This window comes from Shinella sp. S4-D37, from assembly GCF_040812195.1.
Taxonomy (GTDB): domain Bacteria; phylum Pseudomonadota; class Alphaproteobacteria; order Rhizobiales; family Rhizobiaceae; genus Shinella.
The window spans coordinates 74,271-93,541 of sequence record NZ_JBFNXL010000002.1 but is presented as its reverse complement, the minus strand read 5'-3'; the positions used below and the strand labels follow the sequence as shown (position 1 = coordinate 93,541).

17 protein-coding genes and 1 pseudogene are annotated in these 19,271 nt (G+C 67.9%); 4 read left to right on the top strand and 14 right to left on the bottom strand.

Going from position 1 to position 19,271, the window contains the following annotated elements:
- Nucleotides 1–2: 2 nt before the first annotated feature.
- From AB3G45_RS02360 to AB3G45_RS02315, 10 genes are all read right to left on the bottom strand, one after another.
- Nucleotides 3–1,028 (bottom strand): BMP family protein, encoded by a 1,026-nt coding sequence (locus tag AB3G45_RS02360; protein WP_367829058.1) that lies wholly within the window; start codon nucleotides 1,026–1,028, stop codon nucleotides 3–5.
- Between the two features lie 145 nt (nucleotides 1,029–1,173).
- Nucleotides 1,174–2,064, bottom strand: a complete 891-nt coding sequence (gene mmsB / locus AB3G45_RS02355; protein WP_367829057.1) for a 3-hydroxyisobutyrate dehydrogenase — start codon at nucleotides 2,062–2,064, stop codon at nucleotides 1,174–1,176.
- Complete coding sequence (locus AB3G45_RS02350) at nucleotides 2,061–3,149, bottom strand: enoyl-CoA hydratase/isomerase family protein (RefSeq protein WP_367829056.1); 1,089 nt, start codon at nucleotides 3,147–3,149, stop codon at nucleotides 2,061–2,063. Before AB3G45_RS02350 ends, mmsB begins: the two co-directional genes overlap by 4 nt.
- Nucleotides 3,133–4,521, bottom strand: a complete 1,389-nt coding sequence (gene lpdA, locus AB3G45_RS02345) for a dihydrolipoyl dehydrogenase (protein WP_367829055.1) — start codon at nucleotides 4,519–4,521, stop codon at nucleotides 3,133–3,135. Before lpdA ends, AB3G45_RS02350 begins: the two co-directional genes overlap by 17 nt.
- Before the next feature lie 4 nt (nucleotides 4,522–4,525).
- On the bottom strand, nucleotides 4,526–5,869 hold the full coding sequence (locus AB3G45_RS02340) for a dihydrolipoamide acetyltransferase family protein (RefSeq protein ID WP_367829054.1): 1,344 nt from the start codon (nucleotides 5,867–5,869) through the stop codon (nucleotides 4,526–4,528).
- A 3-nt stretch (nucleotides 5,870–5,872) separates the two neighbouring features.
- Nucleotides 5,873–6,886, bottom strand: coding sequence for an alpha-ketoacid dehydrogenase subunit beta (locus AB3G45_RS02335; protein WP_367829053.1), 1,014 nt, complete (start codon nucleotides 6,884–6,886; stop codon nucleotides 5,873–5,875).
- Nucleotide 6,887: 1 nt separating this feature from the next.
- On the bottom strand, nucleotides 6,888–8,120 hold the full coding sequence (locus AB3G45_RS02330) for a 3-methyl-2-oxobutanoate dehydrogenase (2-methylpropanoyl-transferring) subunit alpha (protein ID WP_367829052.1): 1,233 nt from the start codon (nucleotides 8,118–8,120) through the stop codon (nucleotides 6,888–6,890).
- Nucleotides 8,121–8,184: 64 nt separating this feature from the next.
- The gene (locus AB3G45_RS02325) at nucleotides 8,185–9,312 is read right to left on the bottom strand and encodes an acyl-CoA dehydrogenase family protein (protein WP_367829051.1); all 1,128 of its coding nucleotides are present in this window, start codon (nucleotides 9,310–9,312) and stop codon (nucleotides 8,185–8,187) included.
- 13 nt (nucleotides 9,313–9,325) lie between these two features.
- The gene (locus AB3G45_RS02320; protein WP_367829050.1) at nucleotides 9,326–10,507 is read right to left on the bottom strand and encodes an acetyl-CoA C-acyltransferase; all 1,182 of its coding nucleotides are present in this window, start codon (nucleotides 10,505–10,507) and stop codon (nucleotides 9,326–9,328) included.
- 20 nt (nucleotides 10,508–10,527) lie between these two features.
- Nucleotides 10,528–11,295, bottom strand: a complete 768-nt coding sequence (locus AB3G45_RS02315) for a 3-hydroxyacyl-CoA dehydrogenase (RefSeq protein ID WP_367829049.1) — start codon at nucleotides 11,293–11,295, stop codon at nucleotides 10,528–10,530.
- A gap of 100 nt (nucleotides 11,296–11,395) precedes the next feature.
- Between AB3G45_RS02315 and AB3G45_RS02310 the strand changes: the two genes are divergently transcribed.
- From AB3G45_RS02310 to AB3G45_RS02295, 4 genes and pseudogenes are all read left to right on the top strand, one after another.
- Nucleotides 11,396–12,466 (top strand): AraC family transcriptional regulator, encoded by a 1,071-nt coding sequence (locus tag AB3G45_RS02310; RefSeq protein ID WP_367829048.1) that lies wholly within the window; start codon nucleotides 11,396–11,398, stop codon nucleotides 12,464–12,466.
- A gap of 75 nt (nucleotides 12,467–12,541) precedes the next feature.
- Nucleotides 12,542–13,068, top strand: a pseudogene (locus AB3G45_RS02305) (zinc-binding dehydrogenase); the annotation flags it as partial.
- A gap of 68 nt (nucleotides 13,069–13,136) precedes the next feature.
- Nucleotides 13,137–13,892, top strand: coding sequence for an SDR family oxidoreductase (locus tag AB3G45_RS02300; protein WP_367829047.1), 756 nt, complete (start codon nucleotides 13,137–13,139; stop codon nucleotides 13,890–13,892).
- Between the two features lie 22 nt (nucleotides 13,893–13,914).
- Nucleotides 13,915–14,397, top strand: a complete 483-nt coding sequence (locus AB3G45_RS02295) for a gluconokinase (RefSeq protein WP_367829331.1) — start codon at nucleotides 13,915–13,917, stop codon at nucleotides 14,395–14,397.
- Between the two features lie 33 nt (nucleotides 14,398–14,430).
- Here AB3G45_RS02295 and otnK read toward each other — a convergent pair whose 3' ends face one another.
- From otnK to AB3G45_RS02275, 4 genes are read right to left on the bottom strand one after another with little or no spacing between them, the layout of a single operon-like run.
- Nucleotides 14,431–15,702 carry a 3-oxo-tetronate kinase gene (gene otnK, locus AB3G45_RS02290; protein ID WP_367829046.1) on the bottom strand — a complete coding sequence of 424 codons (1,272 nt, stop codon included), beginning with the start codon at nucleotides 15,700–15,702 and terminating at the stop codon, nucleotides 14,431–14,433.
- Nucleotides 15,703–15,724: 22 nt separating this feature from the next.
- Nucleotides 15,725–16,390: an aspartate/glutamate racemase family protein gene (locus tag AB3G45_RS02285; RefSeq protein ID WP_367829045.1), complete on the bottom strand. Its 666-nt coding sequence runs from the start codon at nucleotides 16,388–16,390 to the stop codon at nucleotides 15,725–15,727.
- A gap of 25 nt (nucleotides 16,391–16,415) precedes the next feature.
- Complete coding sequence (locus AB3G45_RS02280) at nucleotides 16,416–17,489, bottom strand: ABC transporter ATP-binding protein (RefSeq protein WP_367829044.1); 1,074 nt, start codon at nucleotides 17,487–17,489, stop codon at nucleotides 16,416–16,418.
- Nucleotides 17,482–19,242, bottom strand: coding sequence for an ABC transporter permease (locus AB3G45_RS02275; protein WP_367829043.1), 1,761 nt, complete (start codon nucleotides 19,240–19,242; stop codon nucleotides 17,482–17,484). Before AB3G45_RS02275 ends, AB3G45_RS02280 begins: the two co-directional genes overlap by 8 nt.
- Nucleotides 19,243–19,271 lie beyond the last annotated feature (29 nt).

The following is a 19,271-nucleotide window of genomic DNA, read 5'->3' as shown; positions in this document are numbered from 1 at the left end:
TGCTAGCTCGATTTCGGCTCGGCGTCGTTGATCTCGACGGTGAAGGACCCGTCCTTGATCGACTTTTCCTTCTCGGCGACCCTGGCCTTCACGTCGTCGGGAACCTTGGCGTCAAAGGTGCCGAGCGGGGCGAGTGAACAGCCGCCGTTCTTCATGAAGGAATAGACGCCGTAGTCGTCCGCCTTGAAGGAACCGGCCTTCACCTCCGCGATCGCCTTGTCCAGCGTCGGCTCGAAATGCCACAGCGCGGAGGCGACCACGGTCTCCGGGTAGTCCGCCTGGGTATCGATGACATTGCCGATGGCGAGGACGTTCTTCTCCTTGGCCGCGTCGGACACGCCGAAACGCTCGGCATAGAGCAGGTCCGCGCCGCCGTCGATCTGGGCGAAGGCGGTTTCCTTGGCCTTGGGCGGATCGAACCACGAGCCGATGAAGGCGACCTGGAATCTGGCGTCCGGGGCCGTTTCCTTCACGCCCGCCATGAAGGCGTTCATCAGGCGGTTGACTTCCGGGATCGGATAGCCACCGACCATGCCGATGTTCTTCGACTTGGTCATGGCGCCGGCGACGAGGCCGGAAAGGTAGGAGGCGTCCTGGATATAGTTGTCGAAGACCGAGAAGTTCGGCACGGCGGCGTCGGGCTTGAAGCTCGAGCCCATCAGGAAGGCGACGTCCGGATAATCCCGGGCGACGGCGCGGGCGGCGTCCTCCACGCCGAAGACCTCGCCGAGGATCAGCTTGTGGCCGGCCTCGCAATATTCGCGCATGACGCGCTCATAATCGTTGTTGGCGGTGTTTTCCGAATAGACATATTCGATGTCCCCGCGCTCCTTGGCAGCATTGGCCGCCTTGTGGATGCGGCTGACCCATTGCTGCTCGACAGGGACGGTATAGATGGCCGCGACCTTGAGCGGATCGGCGGCGATGAGGCGGCCGGGCAGGCCCACGGCGGCGAGCGCGGCGGAGCCGCCGGCGGCCTTGATCAGGGTTCGTCTGGAAATGCCGAAATTGAACGGATTGCGTTGCATTCGATTCCCCTCTGCTTATCGCGCAATTCATTGAAAAGCGTCTTTTTTTACCACTTGGTCAACATAGGTGAAATCGCGCGCGGCGGCAATCGGCCGTGGCGGAAAGTTCGCCGCGGTCCCCCTCGACAAGATGACGGCCTGCCGCCTATCGCGTGTCCGTCTTGTCGCGCAGCAGGGTGATGATGGCGGAAAAATCCTTGCCGGCGAACCCCTCGTCGGCGAACTGCTGGTAGAGCGCCGTCGCCGCGGCGCCGAGCGGCGTCATCGCGCCTGCATCCTGCGCGGCCGCCTGCGAAAGCTTCAGGTCCTTCAGCATCAGCGCTGCGGCGAAGCCCGGCTCATAGCCGTGATTGGCCGGCGAGGCGGGGACCGGTCCCGGCACGGGGCAATAGGTGGTGAGCGACCAGCATTGGCCGGAGGAGACCGAAGCGACGTCGAACAGCGCCTGGGGCGAAAGGCCGAGCCGCTCGCCGAGCACGAAGGCCTCGCTGACGGCGATCATGCTGATGCCGAGGATCATGTTGTTGCAGACTTTCGCCGCCTGGCCGGCGGAAGCGCCGCCGCAATGGATGACCTTCCTGCCCATGGTCTCGAACAATGCCTTCGCGCCGGCGAAGACCGCCGCGTCTCCGCCCACCATGAAGGTGAGCGTGCCGGCCGATGCGCCCCCCGTCCCGCCCGAGACGGGCGCGTCGAGCGCGGGACAGCCATGCGCCACGGCCAGCGCATGCGCCTTGCGGGCGCTGGCCATGTCGATGGTCGAGCAGTCGATGAGCAGCGTGCCCGGCGGCACGACGGCAACGAGCTCGTGCCAGACGGAAAGCACATGCGCGCCGGCCGGCAGCATGGTGATGACGATGCCAGCGCCGGAAACGGCCTCCGCGACCGAGGCGGTGGCCGAAATCCCCTGTTCCGCGGCATGGTCCAGCAAGGCGGCCGCAAGGTCGAAGCCGCGCACGGCATGGCCGGCCTTCACGAGATTGGCGGCCATGGGACCGCCCATATGGCCAAGGCCGATGAAGGCGATGGTGCTCATTTCCCGTCTCCTTTCCCTGTATCCGCGGCAAAGAGCGGCTCTGCCGACGGCGCGAAGAAGGCCGCGACATCCTCCTCCGTGACCTTGTCCAGGCGCGCCGGGCGCCATTGCGGGTTGCGGTCCTTGTCGACGACCGCGGCGCGGACGCCCTCATAGAAATCATGGCTGCGCAGCACGGCCGCCGTGGCGGAAAACTCCCGTTCCAGGCAGGTTTCGAGCGCGGCCTCCTGCCGTCCGAGGCGGAGCAGGCGCAGCGTCACTTTCAGGCTGAGCGGCGATTTCGTCCGCAGGACGGCGAGCGTCCTTTCAGCGAAAGCCGACCCGTCCCTTGCAAGCGCGTCAATGATCTCCTCGATCGTGTCGAAGGCGAAAAGGCGGTCGATCGATGGCTGCTGCGTCGCGATCCCGCCCGGGGACTGCGCCTCCGCAAAGGCGTCGATCGCGGCCGACACATCGGCCCCTCCGGCGGATGCCGGCAGGCGGGACAGGGCTTCGGCCAGATCCGGCAGGCGGTCCGAGGGCACATGGCTGTCGGCAAGGCCGAAGGCGATGACGTCGGCGGCGGCCAGCGGCTCGCCGGTCAATCCGGCATAGGTGCCGAGTTCGTCCCGCCTGCGCGTGAGGAACCACGAGGCGCCGACATCGGGGAAGAAGCCGATGCCGGTCTCGGGCATGGCGAAGCGGGTGCGCTCGGTGACGACCCGGTGGCCGGCATAGACCGAAACGCCGACCCCGCCGCCCATGACGATGCCGTCCATGAAGGCGACGAAGGGCTTTTCGAGCCGGCCGAGGCGCGCGTTCAGGCGATATTCCTCGCGCCAGAAATCGACGGGCTCCGGCGAGCCGGCCCTGCCGCCGTCATAGATCATGCGGATGTCGCCGCCGGCACACAGCCCCCGTTCGCCCTCACCGGAAATGAGCACCGCCGCGACACGGGGATCCTCTTCGAAGGCATCCAGCGCCTTCTCGATGTCACGGACCATCGCAAGCGTCAGGCTGTTGAGCGCCTTCGGCCGGTTGAGCCGGATGCGGCCGAGCGTGCCGGTGCGCTCGATCAGGGTCTGGGGTTCAGATGTGGAGGGCATGGCCGAGGGCTTTCAATGCGGCTTCCTGCAAGCCTTCGCTGCGGGTCGGGTGAGCATGAATGGTGCCGGCTATGTCCTCCAGCCGCGCGCCCATTTCAAGCGCCAGCGAGAAGGCGCTGGACAGTTCCGACACCCCGGCGCCGACCGCCTGCAGGCCGAGCACCAGATTGGTGTCCGCACGCGCCACCGCGCGGACGAAGCCGTCTTCGGACTGGGTCGTCATGGCGCGGCCATTGGCATTGAAGGGGAACAGACCGACGCGGATCTCGTAGCCCTGCGCGCGGGCCTCGTCGGGCGAAAGGCCGGCGGTGACGATTTCCGGATCGGTGAAGCAGACGGCGGGGATGGCGCGCTTGTCCCAGACGCGCTTGCGGCCGGCGACGATCTCCGCCACCATCTCGCCCTGCGCCATGGCGCGATGCGCCAGCATCGGCTCGCCGGTGACGTCGCCGATGGCGTAGACGCCGCGCATGGAGGTGCGGCAGTGATCGTCGATGCGGATGAAGCGGCCGGCGCGGTCGAGATCGAGCTCTTCGAGGCCCCAGCCCTCGGTGCGCGGCCTGCGGCCGACGGTGACGAGCACCTTGTCGGCGGCAATGCGCTTTTCCGCGCCGGATGCGGTCTCGACCGCCAGCGCCTCATCGGAAAAACCTTTTGCCTTGACGCCGGTCAGCACGCTGACGCCGAGATCGGCAAGGCGCTTTGCCACCGGCTTGACGAGTTCGGCATCGTATTGCGGCAGGATCTGCGGCATGGCCTCGACCACCGTCACCTTCGCGCCCAGCTTGGCGAAGGCCGTGCCGAGTTCGAGGCCGATATAGCCGCCGCCCACCACGGCGAGCTTTTGCGGCACGCTTTGTAGCGACAGCGCCCCGGTGGAGGAGAGGATCGCGCCGCCGAAGGGCAGCGCCGGCAGTTCGACCGGTTCGGAGCCCGTGGCGATAACGACCGTCTCGGCGCGGATGAGCTGGGTGCCGGTCTCGGTCTCCACCTCGACGGTCTTGCCGTCGCGAAACCGCGCCTCGCCGTGCACGATCTTGACCCTCGCCTTGCGCAGGAGGCCGAGCACGCCGCTGTTCAGCCGCCCGACGATGCCGTCCTTCCAGCGGACGGTCTGGGCAAGGTCCAGCTTCGGCGCCTCGACGGTGATGCCGAGCGCGTTGGGACCGGTCATGTGGCGCACCTTGTCGAATTCCTCCGCCGCATGGATCAGCGCCTTGGAGGGGATGCAGCCGACATTGAGGCAGGTGCCGCCGGCCTTGGCCTTTTCGACGATGACCGTATCGAGACCGAGCTGGCCGGCGCGGATGGCGCAGATATAGCCGCCGGGGCCGGCGCCGATGACGAGGAGCTTGCAGACGATCTCTTTCATGTCCTCAGCCTTCGATGAAGATCAGGGCGGGGGTTTCGATGAGGGCCTTGATGCGCTGGACGAACACCGCCGCATCGAAGCCGTCGACGATCCGGTGGTCGAAGCTCGACGACAGGTTCATCATCTTGCGCGGGATGAACTGGCTGCCGTCCCAGACGGGCCGCGTCACGATCTTGTTGACGCCGACGATCGCCACCTCCGGGTGGTTGATGATCGGCGTCGTGACGATGCCGCCGAGCGCGCCGAGCGAGGTGATGGTGATGGTGGAGCCCGAAAGCTCCTCGCGCGCGGCGGTGCCGTTGCGGGCGGCGTCGGCCAGACGCGTCAGTTCGGCGGCGCTGTCCCAGATCGTCCGCGCCTCGGCATGGCGCACGACCGGCACCGTCAGGCCGGCCGGCGTCTGCGTGGCGATGCCGATATGGACGGCGCTGTGACGGGTGACGATGCCGGCATCGTCGTCGAAGGTGGCGTTGACGCCCGGCTGCTCGCCGAGCGTCCTGACCAGCGCCCGCATCAGGAAGGGCAGGATGGTCAGTTTTTGCTGGTCGGGCTTGCGGCCGGCATTCATCGTCGCGCGCAGGTCTTCCAGATCGGTGACATCCACCTCCTCGACATAGGTGATGTGGGGAATGCGCGTGCTGGCGAGCCGCATTTTCTCCGCGATACGGCGGCGCAGGCCCGTGACCTTCACCTCCTCCGTACCGGTCTTGCGGGCAAGGCCGGCCGGCGTAGCGACGGGCTGCGCGCCGCGCGCGACGAACTGGTAGAGGTCGTCATGGGTGATGCGGCCGGCCGGGCCGGTGCCGGACACCTGCCTGAGATCGACGCCGGCCTCCTGCGCACGCAGCCGCACGGCGGGCGAGGCGAGCGGCTTGTCATGAACATCCGGTCCGGCACGACTTCCCTTCTCCCCAGCGGGGAGAACGTGGCCCCCCCGCGTCTTGCCGGAGGCGAGCCCGAGGACAGGCTCCGGGCCGGATGAGGGGGGCGGCTGGCTCGGCGCGGGGGAAGATACCCCCTCATCCGCCCTTCGGGCACCTTCTCCCCGCTGGGGAGAAGGAAGGGGCTGCCGCTCCTCTTCCGTTACGGTCTCAGCGTCGCCCTCTTCCGCAACTTCGATGCGCAGCAGCGGCGCTTTCACGGCCACCGTGTCGCCGATCTCGGCGCCGAGCCAGAGCACGGTGCCGTTGACGGGCGAGGGAATCTCCACCGTCGCCTTGTCGGTCATCACGGCGGCGAGCACCATGTCCTCGCGCACCGGATCGCCCGGCTTGACGTGCCATTCGACCAGCTCGGCCTCGGCCACCCCTTCGCCCACATCGGGCATCTTGATGACGAACTCGCCCATCCTTCAGCCCTCCATCACTTCTTTGAGCGCCCGGCCGACGCGGGCCGGGCCGGGGAAATAGTCCCATTCCTGCGCGTGCGGATAGGGCGTGTCCCAGCCCGTCACGCGCACCACCGGCGCTTCGAGGCTGTAGAAGCAGTGCTCCTGAACCAGCGACACCACCTCCGCGCCGAAGCCGGAGGTCAGCGTCGCCTCGTGCACGACGACGCAGCGGCCGGTCTTCTTCACCGATTGCACGATGGTGTCGAGATCGAGCGGCAGGAGGCTGCGGAGATCGATCACCTCGGCGTCGATCCTCGTCTCTTCGGCCGCGGCGAGCGCCACATGCACCATCGTGCCATAGGCGACGACGGTGATGGCGCTGCCGGACCGGCGGATCTCGGCCTTGCCGATGGGGATCGTGTAATGCCCCTCCGGCACCTCGCCGAGGTCGTGCTTCGACCAGGGCGTCACCGGCCTTTCGTGATGGCCGTCGAAGGGACCGTTGTAGAGGCGCTTCGGTTCCAGGAACATCACCGGGTCCGGGTCCTCGATGGCGGCGATCAAGAGGCCCTTGGCATCGTGGGGGTTGGAGGGAACCACTACCTTCAGCCCGCAGACATGGGTAAAGAGCGCTTCCGGGCTCTGGCTGTGCGTCTGGCCGCCGAAAATGCCGCCGCCGGTCGGCATGCGCACCACGATCGGGCAGGTGAAGTCGCCGTTGGAGCGATAGCGGATGCGCGCCGCCTCCTGCGTGATCTGGTCGTAGGCCGGGTACATGTAGTCGGCGAACTGGATCTCGACGCAGGGTTTCAGCCCGTAAGCCGCCATGCCGATGGCGGTGCCGAGGATGCCGGATTCGTTGATCGGCGCGTCGAAGCAGCGCGTCTTGCCGTATTTCGCCTGCAAGCCTTGGGTCGCGCGGAAAACCCCGCCGAAATAGCCGACATCCTCGCCGAAGACGACCACGTCGTCGTCGCGTCCCATCGAGACGTCCATGGCGCTGCGCACGGCCTCGATCATCGTCATTCTTGCCATGTCAGTATCCTGCCTTCTGCCGCTGGCGGCAGATATGGGCGGGCATTTCCGCATAGACGCCCTCGAAGATATCGCGCACCGACGGCTTGCCCCCGGCATGCAGCGTGCCGTGGCTCTCGGCCTGCTTCTGCGCCTGGATCACCTCGTCGAGGATTTCGGCTTCCGCCTGGGTATGGCGCTCCTCCGACCAGACCCCGCGCACGATGAGGTGCTTCTTCAGCCTGAGCACGGGGTCGCCGAGCGGCCAGGCCTCGGATTCGGTCTTCGGGCGATAGGCGCTCGGATCGTCCGAGGTGGAGTGGGCGCCGACGCGGTAGGTGACGTATTCGATCAGCGTCGGGCCGAGATTGCGCCGCGCCCGCTCGGCCGCCCATCTGGCGACGGCGTAGACCGCGAGGTAATCGTTGCCGTCGACGCGCAGCGCCGGGATACCGAAGCCGAGGCCGCGGGCGGCAAAGGTGCCGGAGCCGCCGCGAGCGATGCCCTGGAAGGTCGAGATGGCCCACTGGTTGTTGACGATGTTGAGGATGACCGGGGCCTTGTAGGTGGAGGCGAAGACGAGGGCGGAGTGGAAATCGGATTCCGCGGTCGAGCCGTCGCCGATCCAGGCGGCCGCGATCTTCGTGTCCTTCTTGATGGCGGACGCCATGGCCCAGCCGACGGCCTGCACATATTGCGTGGCGAGGTTGCCGGAGATGGTGAAGAAGCCGTTCGCCTTGGAGGAATACATGATCGGCAACTGACGGCCGCGCAGCGGATCCGCCTCGTTCGAGTAGATCTGGTTCATCATCTCGACCATCGGATAGTCGTCGGCGATGAGCAGCCCCGCCTGCCGGTAGGTCGGAAAATTCATGTCGCCCTTCTTGAGCGCCTTGCGGAAGGCGGAAGCGACCGCCTCCTCGCCGAGATGCTGCATGTAGAAGGAGGTTTTCCCCTGCCGCTGCGCCATCAGCATGCGGGCGTCGAAGGCGCGCAGCTTCATCATGTTGCGCAGGCCCGTCAGCAGTTCCTCGTCGGAAAGCAGCCCGGCCCACGGCCCGACCGCCTCGCCGTCGCGGTTAAGCACGCGGATGATCGAATAGGCGAGATCGCGGATATCCTCCGGCGCCGCATCGACCGCCGGGCGCGGCACCGCGCCGGCTTTCGCGATCCTGACGTTGGAGAAATCCGGCTCGCCGCCCGGCCGGACCGCCGGCTCGGGGACGTGCAGGCTCAGATGCGGAACCTCGGTCATGCCCTGTCGTACCTCCCTGTCGGCCACGCCCGCCGCTCTCCCCGCGACGGGCACGGCCCGAACACTATAGATTGCGCGCGATGACGATGCGCTGGACGTCGCTCGTTCCCTCGTAGATCTGGCAGATGCGCACGTCGCGATAGATGCGCTCGACGGGGTAATCCGCCATGTAGCCGTAGCCGCCATGGATCTGGATCGCGTCGGAGCAGACCTTCTCCGCCATTTCCGACGCGAACAGCTTTGCCATCGAGGCCTCGGTGAGGCAGGGCAGACCCTCCTCCTTCAGCTGGGCGGCATGCAGCACCATCTGGCGCGCCACCTCGATCTGCGTCGCCATGTCGGCCAGCCGGAAGGCGACGGCCTGATGGTCGATGATCGGCGTGCCGAAGGCGGTGCGCTCGCGGGCGTAATCGCGCGCCGCCTCGAAAGCCGCCCGCGCCATGCCGACGGACTGCGCGGCGATGCCGATACGCCCGCCTTCGAGGTTCGAGAGCGCGATCCGGTAGCCCTCCCCTTCCGCTCCCAGCCTGTTTTCGACGGGAATGCGCATGGCGGAAAAGGCGATCTGGCAGGTGTCGGAGGAATGCAGGCCCAGCTTCTCTTCCACGCGCACGACCTCGTAGCCGGGCGTATCGGTCGGCACGAGGAAGGCGGAAATGCCCTTCTTGCCCGCCTCGGGATCGGTGACGGCAAAGACGATTATGAGGTTGCCGTTCCTGCCCGAGGTGATGAACTGTTTCGCGCCGTCGATGACATAGTGGTCGCCGTCGCGGCGGGCGCGGGTTTTCAGGTTCGAGGCGTCGGAGCCGGCCTGCGGCTCGGTCAGGGCAAAGCCGCCGATCCATTCGCCGGAGGCGAGCTTCGGCAGGAAGCGCTCCTTCTGCGCCTCCGTGCCGTATTTCAGGATCGGCACGCAGCCGACGGAACTGTGCACGCTCATGATGGTCGAGGAGGGACCGTCGCCGGCGGCGATCTCCTCTAGCGCCACGGCATAGGCGACCGCGCCCGTCTGCGACCCGCCATAGGCTTCCGGCACCAGCATGCCGAGGAAGCCGAGTTCGCCCATTTCCGCCAACTCCTCGCGCGGAAAACGGCTCTGCCTGTCGCGCTCGGCGGCGCCCGGCGCGAGCCGCTCGCGGGAAAAATCGCGCGCCATGTCGCGGATCTGGGTCTGCTGTTCCGTCAGGATCATGTCCGGCCTCCGTTCAGTGCCGCTCGATGGCGACCGCCGTCGCCTCGCCGCCGCCGATGCAGAGCGTCGCCATGCCGCGCTTCAGGTCGTAGCGTTGCAGCGCGGCAAGCAGCGTGACGAGCACGCGCGCGCCGGAAGCGCCGATGGGATGGCCGAGCGCGCAGGCGCCGCCGTGGACGTTCACCTTGTCATGCGGCAGGTCTAGGTCGCGCATCGCCGCCATGGCGACGACGGCGAAAGCCTCGTTGACCTCGAACAGGTCGACATCGCCAAGGTTCCAGCCGGTGCGTTCGGCAAGTTTCCTCAGCGCGCCGATGGGGGCGGTCGCGAAGAGATTGGGCGCCTGCGCATGCGTGGCATGGCCGACGATGGTGGCGAGCGGCGTAAGACCCTCGCGTTCCGCCTGCGAGCGGCGTATCAGCACCAGCGCCGCCGCGCCATCGGAGATGGAGGAGGCGTTCGCCGCGGTCACCGTGCCGCCTTCGCGGAAGGCGGGCTTGAGCGTCGGTATCTTCTCCAGCCTCGCCTTGCCGGGCTGCTCGTCGCGGCCGACCACGGTTTTCGCGCGGCCCACCGTGACGGGGACGATCTCGCCATTGAAAGCGCCGCTCTCGATGGCGTCGCGGGCGCGGGTGAGCGAGGTCACGGCATAGTCGTCCTGCGCGGGGCGGGTGAACTGGTAGGCCTCGGCGCAATCCTCGGCGAAGGTGCCCATCAGGCGACCCTTGTCATAGGCGTCCTCCAGCCCGTCGAGGAACATGTGGTCGATGACGCGGCCGTGGCCGAGCCGGTAGCCGCCGCGCGCCCTATCGAGCAGGTAGGGCGCGTTCGTCATGCTCTCCATGCCGCCGGCAACGGCGATCGAGGCGCTGCCGGCGGCGATGAAATCATGCGCCAGCATGACGGCCTTCATGCCCGAGCCGCACATCTTGTTGACGGTGGTGGCCCCGGCGGAAAACGGCAGACCCGCGCCGATGGCCGCCTGCCGGGCCGGCGCCTGGCCCTGGCCTGCCGGCAGTACGCAGCCGAAGACCGTCTCCTCGACGCTATCGGGGCTGACGCCGCTGCGCTCCAGCGCGGCGCGGATGGCGGCCGCGCCGAGTTCCGGCGCGGTGGCGTCCTTGAGGTCGCCCTGGAAGCCGCCCATCGGGGTGCGGGCCGAACCGACGATGACGATGGGATCCTGCAGCATCATGAAACCTCCCGGGACCGGCCTCAGCGCGGCGCCATGCGCAGCGCGCCGTCGAGGCGGATGACCTCGCCATTCAGCATGACGTTCTCGACTATGTGGCGCACCAGGGCCGCAAATTCCACCGGTCTGCCGAGGCGCGGCGGAAAAGGCACGCTCCGCCCCAGCGAATCCTGCACCTCCTGCGGCATGCCGGCCATCATCGGCGTCTCGAAAATGCCGGGCGCGATGGAGACGACGCGGATGCCTGAGCGGGCCAGCTCCCGGGCGATCGGCAGCGTCATGGCGGCAACCCCGCCCTTGGAGGCCGCATAGGCCGCCTGGCCGACCTGCCCGTCGAAGGCGGCGACCGAGGCCGTGTTGACGATGACGCCGCGCTCGCCGTCCGCCCCCGGCTCCTCTTTCGCGATGGCTGCTGCTGCCAGCCGGATCATGTTGAAGGTGCCGATGAGATTGATGCCGACGGTGCGGGCAAAACTGTCGAGCCGGTGCGGCCCGTCGCGACCGATCACCTTCTCGCCGGGCGCGACGCCGGCGCAGTTCACCAGCCCGTTGAGATGGCCGAAGCGTTCCAGCGCGCGGTCGACGGCGGCCTCGCCGTCCTTCTCCTGCGTGACGTCGGTCTTGATGAAGGCCGCGTTTGCGCCAAGCCCGGCGGCGATGCCGGCCCCGGCATCGGCATTGACGTCGGCGATGACGACATTCGCCCCTTCGCCCGCCAGCATGCGCGCCACGGCAGCGCCGAGGCCCGAACCACCGCCGGTGACGACGAAGGTCTTGTCGCGGATCAACATGCGGCTCTCCTCCAGCGCATTCGATTTCGACGGGGCTGGTCCCAGGCATCCGGGGCCTGTCCGGCTTGCGTCACTCTAGGCCGGTGCGATATTGCATGCGATGACCGAAGCGCCGCGAATTTTCGGCCAGTTTTACCACATTTCGCAGGGCATGACGATGACGGAAACCGGACGGCGCATGATATCGCCTTTCTTCGTGGAAGAGGCGCTCGATTGCCTGAGACGGCAGGGGAAATCGCCGAAAAAGGTGCTGGCCGCCATCGGCCTGCCCGCCCGGATCGAAGGACCGATCTCCGCCGAAGGCTACGGCGCCCTGTGGCTGGCGATCGCCGCCGAAATGGACGACGAGTTCTTCGGCATGGGCGGACGGCCGATGCGGTGCGGCAGCTTCACCCTGCTGTGCCATTGCGTCCTGCATGCCAAAACCCTCGACCAGGGGCTGCGGCGTGCGCTGCGTTTCCTCAACGTGGTGCTGGAAGACCCTGCGGGGCATGTCGAGATCGCCGACGGGCTGGCGCAGATCGTGCTGACGGATCGGGCGGACGGGCGCTCGGCCTTCGCCTACCGCGCCTACTGGATCCTGCTGCACGGCATCGCGTGCTGGCTCGTCGGGCGCCGCATTCCCCTGCGGATGGTCGATTTCCGCTGTGCCGAGCCCGATCACGGCGCGGATTACCGGCTTTTCTTCGGCGCGCCGGTGCGCTTTTCGCAAGCGGTCTCCCGGCTCGCCTTGGATGCCTCCGTGTTGAAGCTGCCGATCGCGCGCAGCGAGCAGGCGTTGAAGCAGTTCCTGCGCAACGCGCCGGCCAATATCCTCGTGCGATACCGCTACGATGCGGGCCTTGCCGCCGCCATCCGCAAGCGGCTGCGGCAGGTGCCGCCCGCCTCGTGGGGCGCGTTCGACGACCTGGCGGCGCAGATGCGCATGTCGCCCTCGACCCTCCGGCACCGCCTGCAGGCGGAGGGCCGGACCTATGCGACGATCCGCGACGAGATCCGGCGCGACCTCGCCGTCGAATTGCTGCAGACGACGACGCTCGGGGTCGGGGAGATCGCCGCCCGGCTCGGCTTTTCCGAACCCAGCGCCTTCCACCGCGCCTTCCGCAAGTGGACGGCCAAGAGCCCGGCCGGCTTTCGCCGGGAAACGGCGACGGCCTCCGGATCCCGCTGAGGGCCGCAGCGGCTGCTGTCGCGCACGATCAGCCGCGCCCCGGCATCGACCGTCGTCAGCCGCCGGCACGCAGATGCCGCCGAGATGCTGGGCAAGCGCGTGCTCGTCACCGGCTGCGGGCCGATCGGCACCCTGTCGATCCTTGCCGCCCGGCGGGCCGGCGCCGCCGAGATCGTCGCCGCCGACCTTTCCGAAGAGGCGCTCGGCTTTGCCCGCGCGGTCAACCTGTCGGAAGACCGCGAAGGCCTCGCCCGGTTCAGCGAGAACAAGGGCTGTTTCGACGTGCTCTACGAATGCTCCGGCGCTCAAGCAGCGCTCGTTGCGGGCATCCATGCGCTGCGCCCGCGCGGCGTCATCGTCCAGCTCGGCCTTGGCGGCGAGACGAGCCTTCCCATGATGGCGATCACGGCCGAGGAACTGGACCTGCGCGGCTCCTTCCGCTTCCATGAGGAGTTCGCGGTCGCCATCTCGCTGATGCAGGCGGCCTGATCGACGTGAAGCCGCTGATCACCCATACGCTGCCGCTCGCCGAGGCCCTGAAGGCTTTCGAGATCGCCTCGGACAAGGGACAGTCGATGAAGACGCAGATCGCTTTTTCCTGACAACGCGTGCAGGAAAACGTGTAAAGGGCTTTCCGTCCGCAAGGACGAGAACCAGGGGACAAGACGCCATGAGCACCCAACTCTTCGACCTGACGGGCAAGCGCGCCCTCGTCACCGGCTCCTCGCAGGGCATCGGCCTAGCGCTGGCGAAGGGCCTTGCCGACGCGGGCGCGGACATCGTGCTCAACGGCCGCGACACCGCCAGGCTTGCGGCGGCGGCGCAAGCGCTCGGCGCGCGGCACACGCTCGCCTTCGATGCCACCGACCATGCGGCCGTGCGCGCGGCGATCGACGGTTTCGAGGCTGAGGTCGGCGCCATCGACATCCTCGTCAACAATGCCGGCATGCAGCACCGCACCCCGCTGGAGGACTTTCCCGCCGATGCCTTTGAGCGGCTGCTGAAGACCAACGTCTCCACCGTCTTCAATGTCGGTCAGGCCGTCGCGCGCCACATGATCGCGCGCGGCGCGGGCAAGATCATCAACATCGCCAGCGTCCAGACGGCGCTCGCCCGCCCCGGCATCGCCCCCTATACCGCCACCAAGGGCGCGGTCGGCAACCTCACCAAGGGCATGGCGACGGACTGGGCGAAACACGGCCTGCAATGCAACGCCATCGCGCCCGGTTACTTCGACACGCCGCTGAACGCCGCGCTCGTCGCCGATCCCGCCTTTTCCGCATGGCTGGAAAAGCGCACGCCGGCCGGCCGCTGGGGTAAGGTGGAGGAGCTTGTCGGCGCCTGCATCTTCCTGTCCTCCGACGCTTCCTCCTTCGTGAACGGACATGTGCTCTATGTCGACGGCGGCATCACGGCCTCGCTCTGAGGCAACCCGGCGCATCGTGCTGATGGGCGTCGCCGGCTGCGGCAAGTCGGCGGTGGGCGCGGCGCTCGCCGCGCGGCTCGGTGCGACCTATCTCGACGGCGACGACCTGCATCCGGCGGCGAACATCGAGAAGATGAGCCGCGGCGATCCCCTGACGGATGCCGACCGCTGGCCCTGGCTGACGCTGGTCGGCCAAAGGCTGGCCGCGCCCGGCGGCATCCTCATCATCGGCTGCTCGGCGCTCAAGCGCCGCTATCGCGAGCACATCGTCCGCGAGGCGGACGGCCCCGTCACCTTCGTCCATCTTGCCGGCAGCAAGGCGCTGATCACCGCCCGCATGTCGGCGCGCGCCGGCCATTTCATGCCGACGAGCCTCATCGACAGCCAGTTCGCCGCCCTCGAACCCCCGGCAGGGTACGAGAATGCCGTGACGGTCGATATAGACGACACGCTGGAGGGCATCGTCCACCAGATCGTGGCGAAGCTGGCGCAGCGCGCCGCCTGACGCCCCGCTCCCGTTTCGGGCGTGTCTGCGCCGTCATCGCCCCGCAAGCCTTTCCAGCGCCTTGCGGAAGAAATCGGGCGCGCCGAAATTGCCGGACTTCAGCGCCAGCGCCACCGGCCGCTCCCCGCCCGAGACGAGCACCGGCACACCCGGATCGATCTCCGCGCCGATCGTCAGCGCACCGAGGTCGAGCGCCGAGACGACCGCGCCCGACGTTTCCCCGCCCGCGACCACCAGCCGGCGGATGCCCGCCGAAACGAGGCGCCGCGCCGTCTCGGCAAAGAGCGCATCGAGTGCGCTTGCGACCTTTTCGCGCCCGAAGCGCGCCTGCATGGCCGCCACCTCTTCCGGCGTTCCGCAGGAATAGGCGAGCGGCGCCTCGCCCGCATGGGCGAGCAGGAAGGACACGAGGTCCGCCGTCGTGACCCGGCCGTCCATCACGCCGGCGACGTCCACGGCGAGCGTCGGGTGGGTGCGGGCGTGGATCGCCACCTGCTCGCGCGTCGCGCCGGAGCAGCTGCCGGCAAGGATCGCCTCCGGCCCGGTAATGCCGGCCCTGCCCGCTCCCGCGCCGCGGGCGAGCCCTTCGGCCATGAAGGTCGCGGCAAGGCCCATCGCGATGCCCGAGCCGCCGGTGACGAGCCGGTGCGCCGCGGCGGCGCGGCCGATGGCGACGAGATCCTCGTCCGTGACCGCATCGACGACGACGAGGGTCCGCCCGTTCTGCCCCTCGGCCTCCAGCGCCGCCGCGATCCCGGCCGCGCCGCGCCGGACGGTGGCGAGATCGACATGGCCGACCTCCGTCGCCGTCTGGAGTCGCAGCCAGCGGCGGATGTCCGCATCGGTCATCGGGTTGAGCGGATGGTTCTGCAGGCCGGATTCGTGGAGAAGCCGGTTCCTGACGAAGAGATGCCCCTGGTAGACCGTCCGGCCCGCACCCGGAAAGGCCGGGCAGGCGATCACGCCCCTGACCCCGAGCGCGTCGGCAAGCGCCTCGGCGACGGGGCCGATATTGCCTTGCGGCGTAGAATCGAAGGTCGAGCAATATTTGAAGACGATCTGGCGGCAGCCCTGGTCGAGCAGCCAGGAAAGGGCGGCGAGCGATTGCTCGACCGCGGCAGCGGCGGGGATCGACCGGCTTTTCAGCGCGATGACACCGGCCTCGACCGAGCGATCGACCCTTTCCCGGGGGATGCCGAGATATTGCACCGTGCTGAGGCCGCCCTCCCCCGGCAGCCCCCTGGCAAGGGTGTTGGCGATGTCGCTCGCCCCCGTAAAATCGTCGGCAATGACGCCCAGCAGCATGAATGGTCCTTCCGCGAAAATGTCAGGCGACGCCGAGAAGGCGCTTCACCTTGTCTATGGCGGCGTCCGGGCTCGACAGGACGGGAATGTCCGTCACCGCCCGGACGGCCTGCAGGGCCCGCGCCGTGGAGAAATGGCCAAGGACGATGCTGTCGAAACCGGACAGTTCGGCGGCGGCGGAAGCGACCAGCCGATTGTGGGTCTCGACGTCGCCGGCCCGCACCGCCTCGATGGCGCCTTCCACCAGGAAGCTTTCCAGCACCGCGCCGGGGTCCGTCAGCGCGGCCTCCTCGCGGAACTCCGCCTCCATGCCCGCGCGGGCCGGCGGGAAGGTGTAGAGCATGGCGGTCCTGCCGCCCTGCCGTATCGCCGCCTCGAACATCGCCTCGTTCGGCTTCAGCACGGGGATGTCGACCGTTGCCGCCGCCTGCTCGATCGCCCGCCCGAAGGCCGAGCAGGTGAAGAGCACCGCATCGCTGCCGATCTGCCGCGCATAGGCCGTCAATGCCGCGATGCGCGCCGCCAGCGCATCGGTGATCTCGTCCTGCCGGGCCCTGTCGGGCGACAGGCTGTCCTCCAGCAGGTTGACGAGGTCCGCTTCCGGCCAGGCCGCGGCGAAGGCGAGCCGGATCGGCTCCATCGCGATCGGCGTGGCGTGGACGAGGGTGATGCGGGGCGGTTTCGACATGGCTTTCCCTTCCGTTCCGGCGGCCCTACTGGCCGGCCGAGAACACCCAGACGCTTTCCGGGGGGATGCGCGCCCAGACCTTGCCCGGGGACAATTGCCTTGCGCCGTGCGCCTTGGCGACGAAATCGCCGCGGCTGAGGCGATATTCCCAGCGGTCGCCGAGATAGATGCTGTCGTCGAGGTCCATTTCGAGGCCGCCCGCTTCCGGCCTGTCGCTGACGCTGATCTGTTCGACGCGGATGACGGCGCAGGCCTCCTCAGCGGCGCTGAGGCCGGCCGCCTCGCGCACCGTGCCGTCGAGGCTCCAGTTGTCGCCGCCGATGACGGCCACCCTGCCGTCGACGGCCTTCACCCTGGCGCTGACGATGTTGTTGGCCCCGAGGAAATCCGCCGAATAGAAGCTGTTCGGGTTGGAATAGATCTCCTGCGGCCCGCCCTGCTGGACGATCCGGCCGTCCTGCAGGAGCAGGATATTGTCGGCGGCGGCCAGCGCCTCGCTCTGGTCGTGCGTCACGAGGATGGCGCAGATCTCCAGATCGAGGATCAGCTTGCGGATCCAGTAGCGGGCCTCCTCGCGCAGCTTCGCATCGAGGTTGGACAAGGGCTCGTCGAGCAGCAGCACGCGCGGCTCATAGACCAGCGCCCGGCAGATCGCGACGCGCTGCTGCTGGCCGCCCGAAAGCTGCGAGGGGAAGCGGTCGGAAAGATGGCCGAGGCCCATGCGCTCCAGGATCGCCTGGACGCGCTTTTCGATACCAGCCTGCGCAACGTTGCGCAGCTTCAGGCCGTAACCGACATTCTCCTTCACCGTGCGGTGCGGCCAGAGCGCGTAGGACTGGAAGACGAGGCCGATATTGCGCTGCTCGGGCGGCAAGGCGAGCTTCTTCTCGCCGTCGAGCACGGTCTTGCCGCCGATGACGATCTGGCCGATCTCCGGCTGTTCGAGGCCGGCGACGCAGCGCAACAGCGTCGTCTTGCCGGAGCCCGAGGCCCCGAGCAGGGCGACGATGGAGCCGCGCTGCGCGGTGAACGACGCGCCCTTCAGGATCTGCAAGCCGCCCAGCCACTTCTGGACATTGCTGACGACGAGTTCAGTCATGGATTTTGGCTCCCAAACGGAGGGCGAGGGCAAGGCCCGCGCCCGTCAAGACGATACTGATGAGGGAAAGGGCGGCGATGGTGTTCATGGCGCCGGTCTGGAGAAGCGAGACCATCAGCGAGCCGATGACCTCCGTACCGGCGCCCATGAGGTAGACGCCCGTCGCATATTCGCGCAGGAAGATGATCATGATCAGCGCCCAGGCGCCGGCAAGGCCGGGCCGGACGATCGGGATCACCACGTCCTTCCAGGTGCGGCCGATCGTGGCGCCGGTGGTGCGGGCGGATTCCTCCAGCTCCGGCGCCACCTGGATGAGCGTGCCCTGGAGAAGCCGCAGGCCGTAGGACAATCCGACGACGACATAGGCGATGAACAGGCTGGCCAGCGTCGGGCGCAGCGGCGTCAGAAGCGGCACGAAGAGGAACACCCAGAAGAAGGCGAGGCCGATGACGAGGCCCGGCAGGGCGCGCGGCAGGAGCACGATATAGTCGAGCACGGTGTTCGACAGGCCCCAGTTGCGGTGTCCCGCAAGGCCGACCATCAGGTAGATGCCGACCGCCACGGCGCCGCCGACGACGGAGAGCAGCACGGTGTTGACGATGCCGCGCACCAGGCTCGGCACTTCGAACATGCGGTCGAAATTCGAGAAGGTGAGCTGGTCCCACAGGTTGACGCCCTCGCCCCAGGCATCGACGAAGGCGCGCACCGCAATGCCGCCGATCGGCAGGACGACGGACACGAACAGCCAGAAGCCGATGATCGACAGCGCGATGACCTGGCCGCTGGTGCCGAGCTTCAAGGTGGCGACGCGTGCGCCCTTGCCGCCCATCGCGGCATATTTGCGGGCATTGCGCAGGAGCTTGCGCTGCATCCAGACGAGCGGCAGCGTGATGAGGATGAGCACGACGGCGACCACGGCCATCAACTGGTAGGTGGGCGTGCCGAACAGCGTCGTCAGCTTGTAGATATAGGTGGTGAGCACCATGATGCCGTTCGGATCGCCGAGGACGAGCGGAATGCCGAAGGTCTCGAAGCCGAGAAGGATGTTGAGCGCGGCCGCGAAGATCAGTGCCGGCAGGACCATCGGCAGCGTGACGTCGCGCGAGACCTGCCAGATGGAGGCGCCCGTGGTGCGGGCGGCCTCCTCAAGGTCCGACGGCAGGTTGCGCATGGCCGAGGAGACGTAGAGATAGACGTGCGGCACATGGCTGAGGCCGGCGATCAGGATCATGCCCGGCAGGCTGTAGATGTTCCACGGCACGAAGCCGAGGACGCCGCGGATGAAGAGCGAGACGAAGCCGGTCGGCCCGACCGACACCGTGTAGCCGAAGGCCAGCACGATTGACGAGATGAACATCGGCACCAGCACCAGGATCTCAAGCAGGCGCTTGCCCTTGATGTCCGTGCGCGTCACGAGGAAGGCGAGCAGGCCGCCGAGCGGCACGGCGATGGCGACCATGCCGAAGGAGAAGACCGCCGTGGTGCCGAGCGCCTTGTAGAAATTCCTGTCGGTGAAGACATAGACATAGGCATCGAGGCCGAACCGCGCGCGCGGGCTGAAGAAGGCCGCCGTCAGGAAACTCTGGTAGATGATCAGGCCGACCGGCGCCAGGACGGCGATGGCCAGGAGCCCGATGACGATGCGCCTGAAGAGGCTGGCATTGCCGTGGCGCGGCATCCTTGCCGGATATTTCTTTTCGGCCGCGGCCCTGGACAGGTCCAGCGCGGCCGGCGCTTGAGCGTGGGTAGACATTCTTGCCTCTCGCAAAGGGTGGCGGGGCC

Coding starts and splice junctions, on each gene's coding strand:
- lpdA (WP_367829055.1), bottom strand. CDS start 4,521: ATGAAAGAGATCGTCTGCAAGCTCCTCGTCATCGGCGCCGGCCCCGGC.
- AB3G45_RS02310 (WP_367829048.1), top strand. CDS start 11,396: ATGACCGAAGCGCCGCGAATTTTCGGCCAGTTTTACCACATTTCGCAG.
- AB3G45_RS02360 (WP_367829058.1), bottom strand. CDS start 1,028: ATGCAACGCAATCCGTTCAATTTCGGCATTTCCAGACGAACCCTGATC.
- otnK (WP_367829046.1), bottom strand. CDS start 15,702: ATGCTGCTGGGCGTCATTGCCGACGATTTTACGGGGGCGAGCGACATC.
- AB3G45_RS02300 (WP_367829047.1), top strand. CDS start 13,137: ATGAGCACCCAACTCTTCGACCTGACGGGCAAGCGCGCCCTCGTCACC.
- AB3G45_RS02330 (WP_367829052.1), bottom strand. CDS start 8,120: ATGACCGAGGTTCCGCATCTGAGCCTGCACGTCCCCGAGCCGGCGGTC.
- AB3G45_RS02335 (WP_367829053.1), bottom strand. CDS start 6,886: ATGGCAAGAATGACGATGATCGAGGCCGTGCGCAGCGCCATGGACGTC.
- AB3G45_RS02320 (WP_367829050.1), bottom strand. CDS start 10,507: ATGATGCTGCAGGATCCCATCGTCATCGTCGGTTCGGCCCGCACCCCG.
- AB3G45_RS02350 (WP_367829056.1), bottom strand. CDS start 3,149: ATGCCCTCCACATCTGAACCCCAGACCCTGATCGAGCGCACCGGCACG.
- AB3G45_RS02280 (WP_367829044.1), bottom strand. CDS start 17,489: ATGACTGAACTCGTCGTCAGCAATGTCCAGAAGTGGCTGGGCGGCTTG.
- AB3G45_RS02325 (WP_367829051.1), bottom strand. CDS start 9,312: ATGATCCTGACGGAACAGCAGACCCAGATCCGCGACATGGCGCGCGAT.
- AB3G45_RS02285 (WP_367829045.1), bottom strand. CDS start 16,390: ATGTCGAAACCGCCCCGCATCACCCTCGTCCACGCCACGCCGATCGCG.
- AB3G45_RS02340 (WP_367829054.1), bottom strand. CDS start 5,869: ATGGGCGAGTTCGTCATCAAGATGCCCGATGTGGGCGAAGGGGTGGCC.
- AB3G45_RS02275 (WP_367829043.1), bottom strand. CDS start 19,242: ATGTCTACCCACGCTCAAGCGCCGGCCGCGCTGGACCTGTCCAGGGCC.
- AB3G45_RS02295 (WP_367829331.1), top strand. CDS start 13,915: ATGGGCGTCGCCGGCTGCGGCAAGTCGGCGGTGGGCGCGGCGCTCGCC.
- mmsB (WP_367829057.1), bottom strand. CDS start 2,064: ATGAGCACCATCGCCTTCATCGGCCTTGGCCATATGGGCGGTCCCATG.
- AB3G45_RS02315 (WP_367829049.1), bottom strand. CDS start 11,295: ATGTTGATCCGCGACAAGACCTTCGTCGTCACCGGCGGTGGTTCGGGC.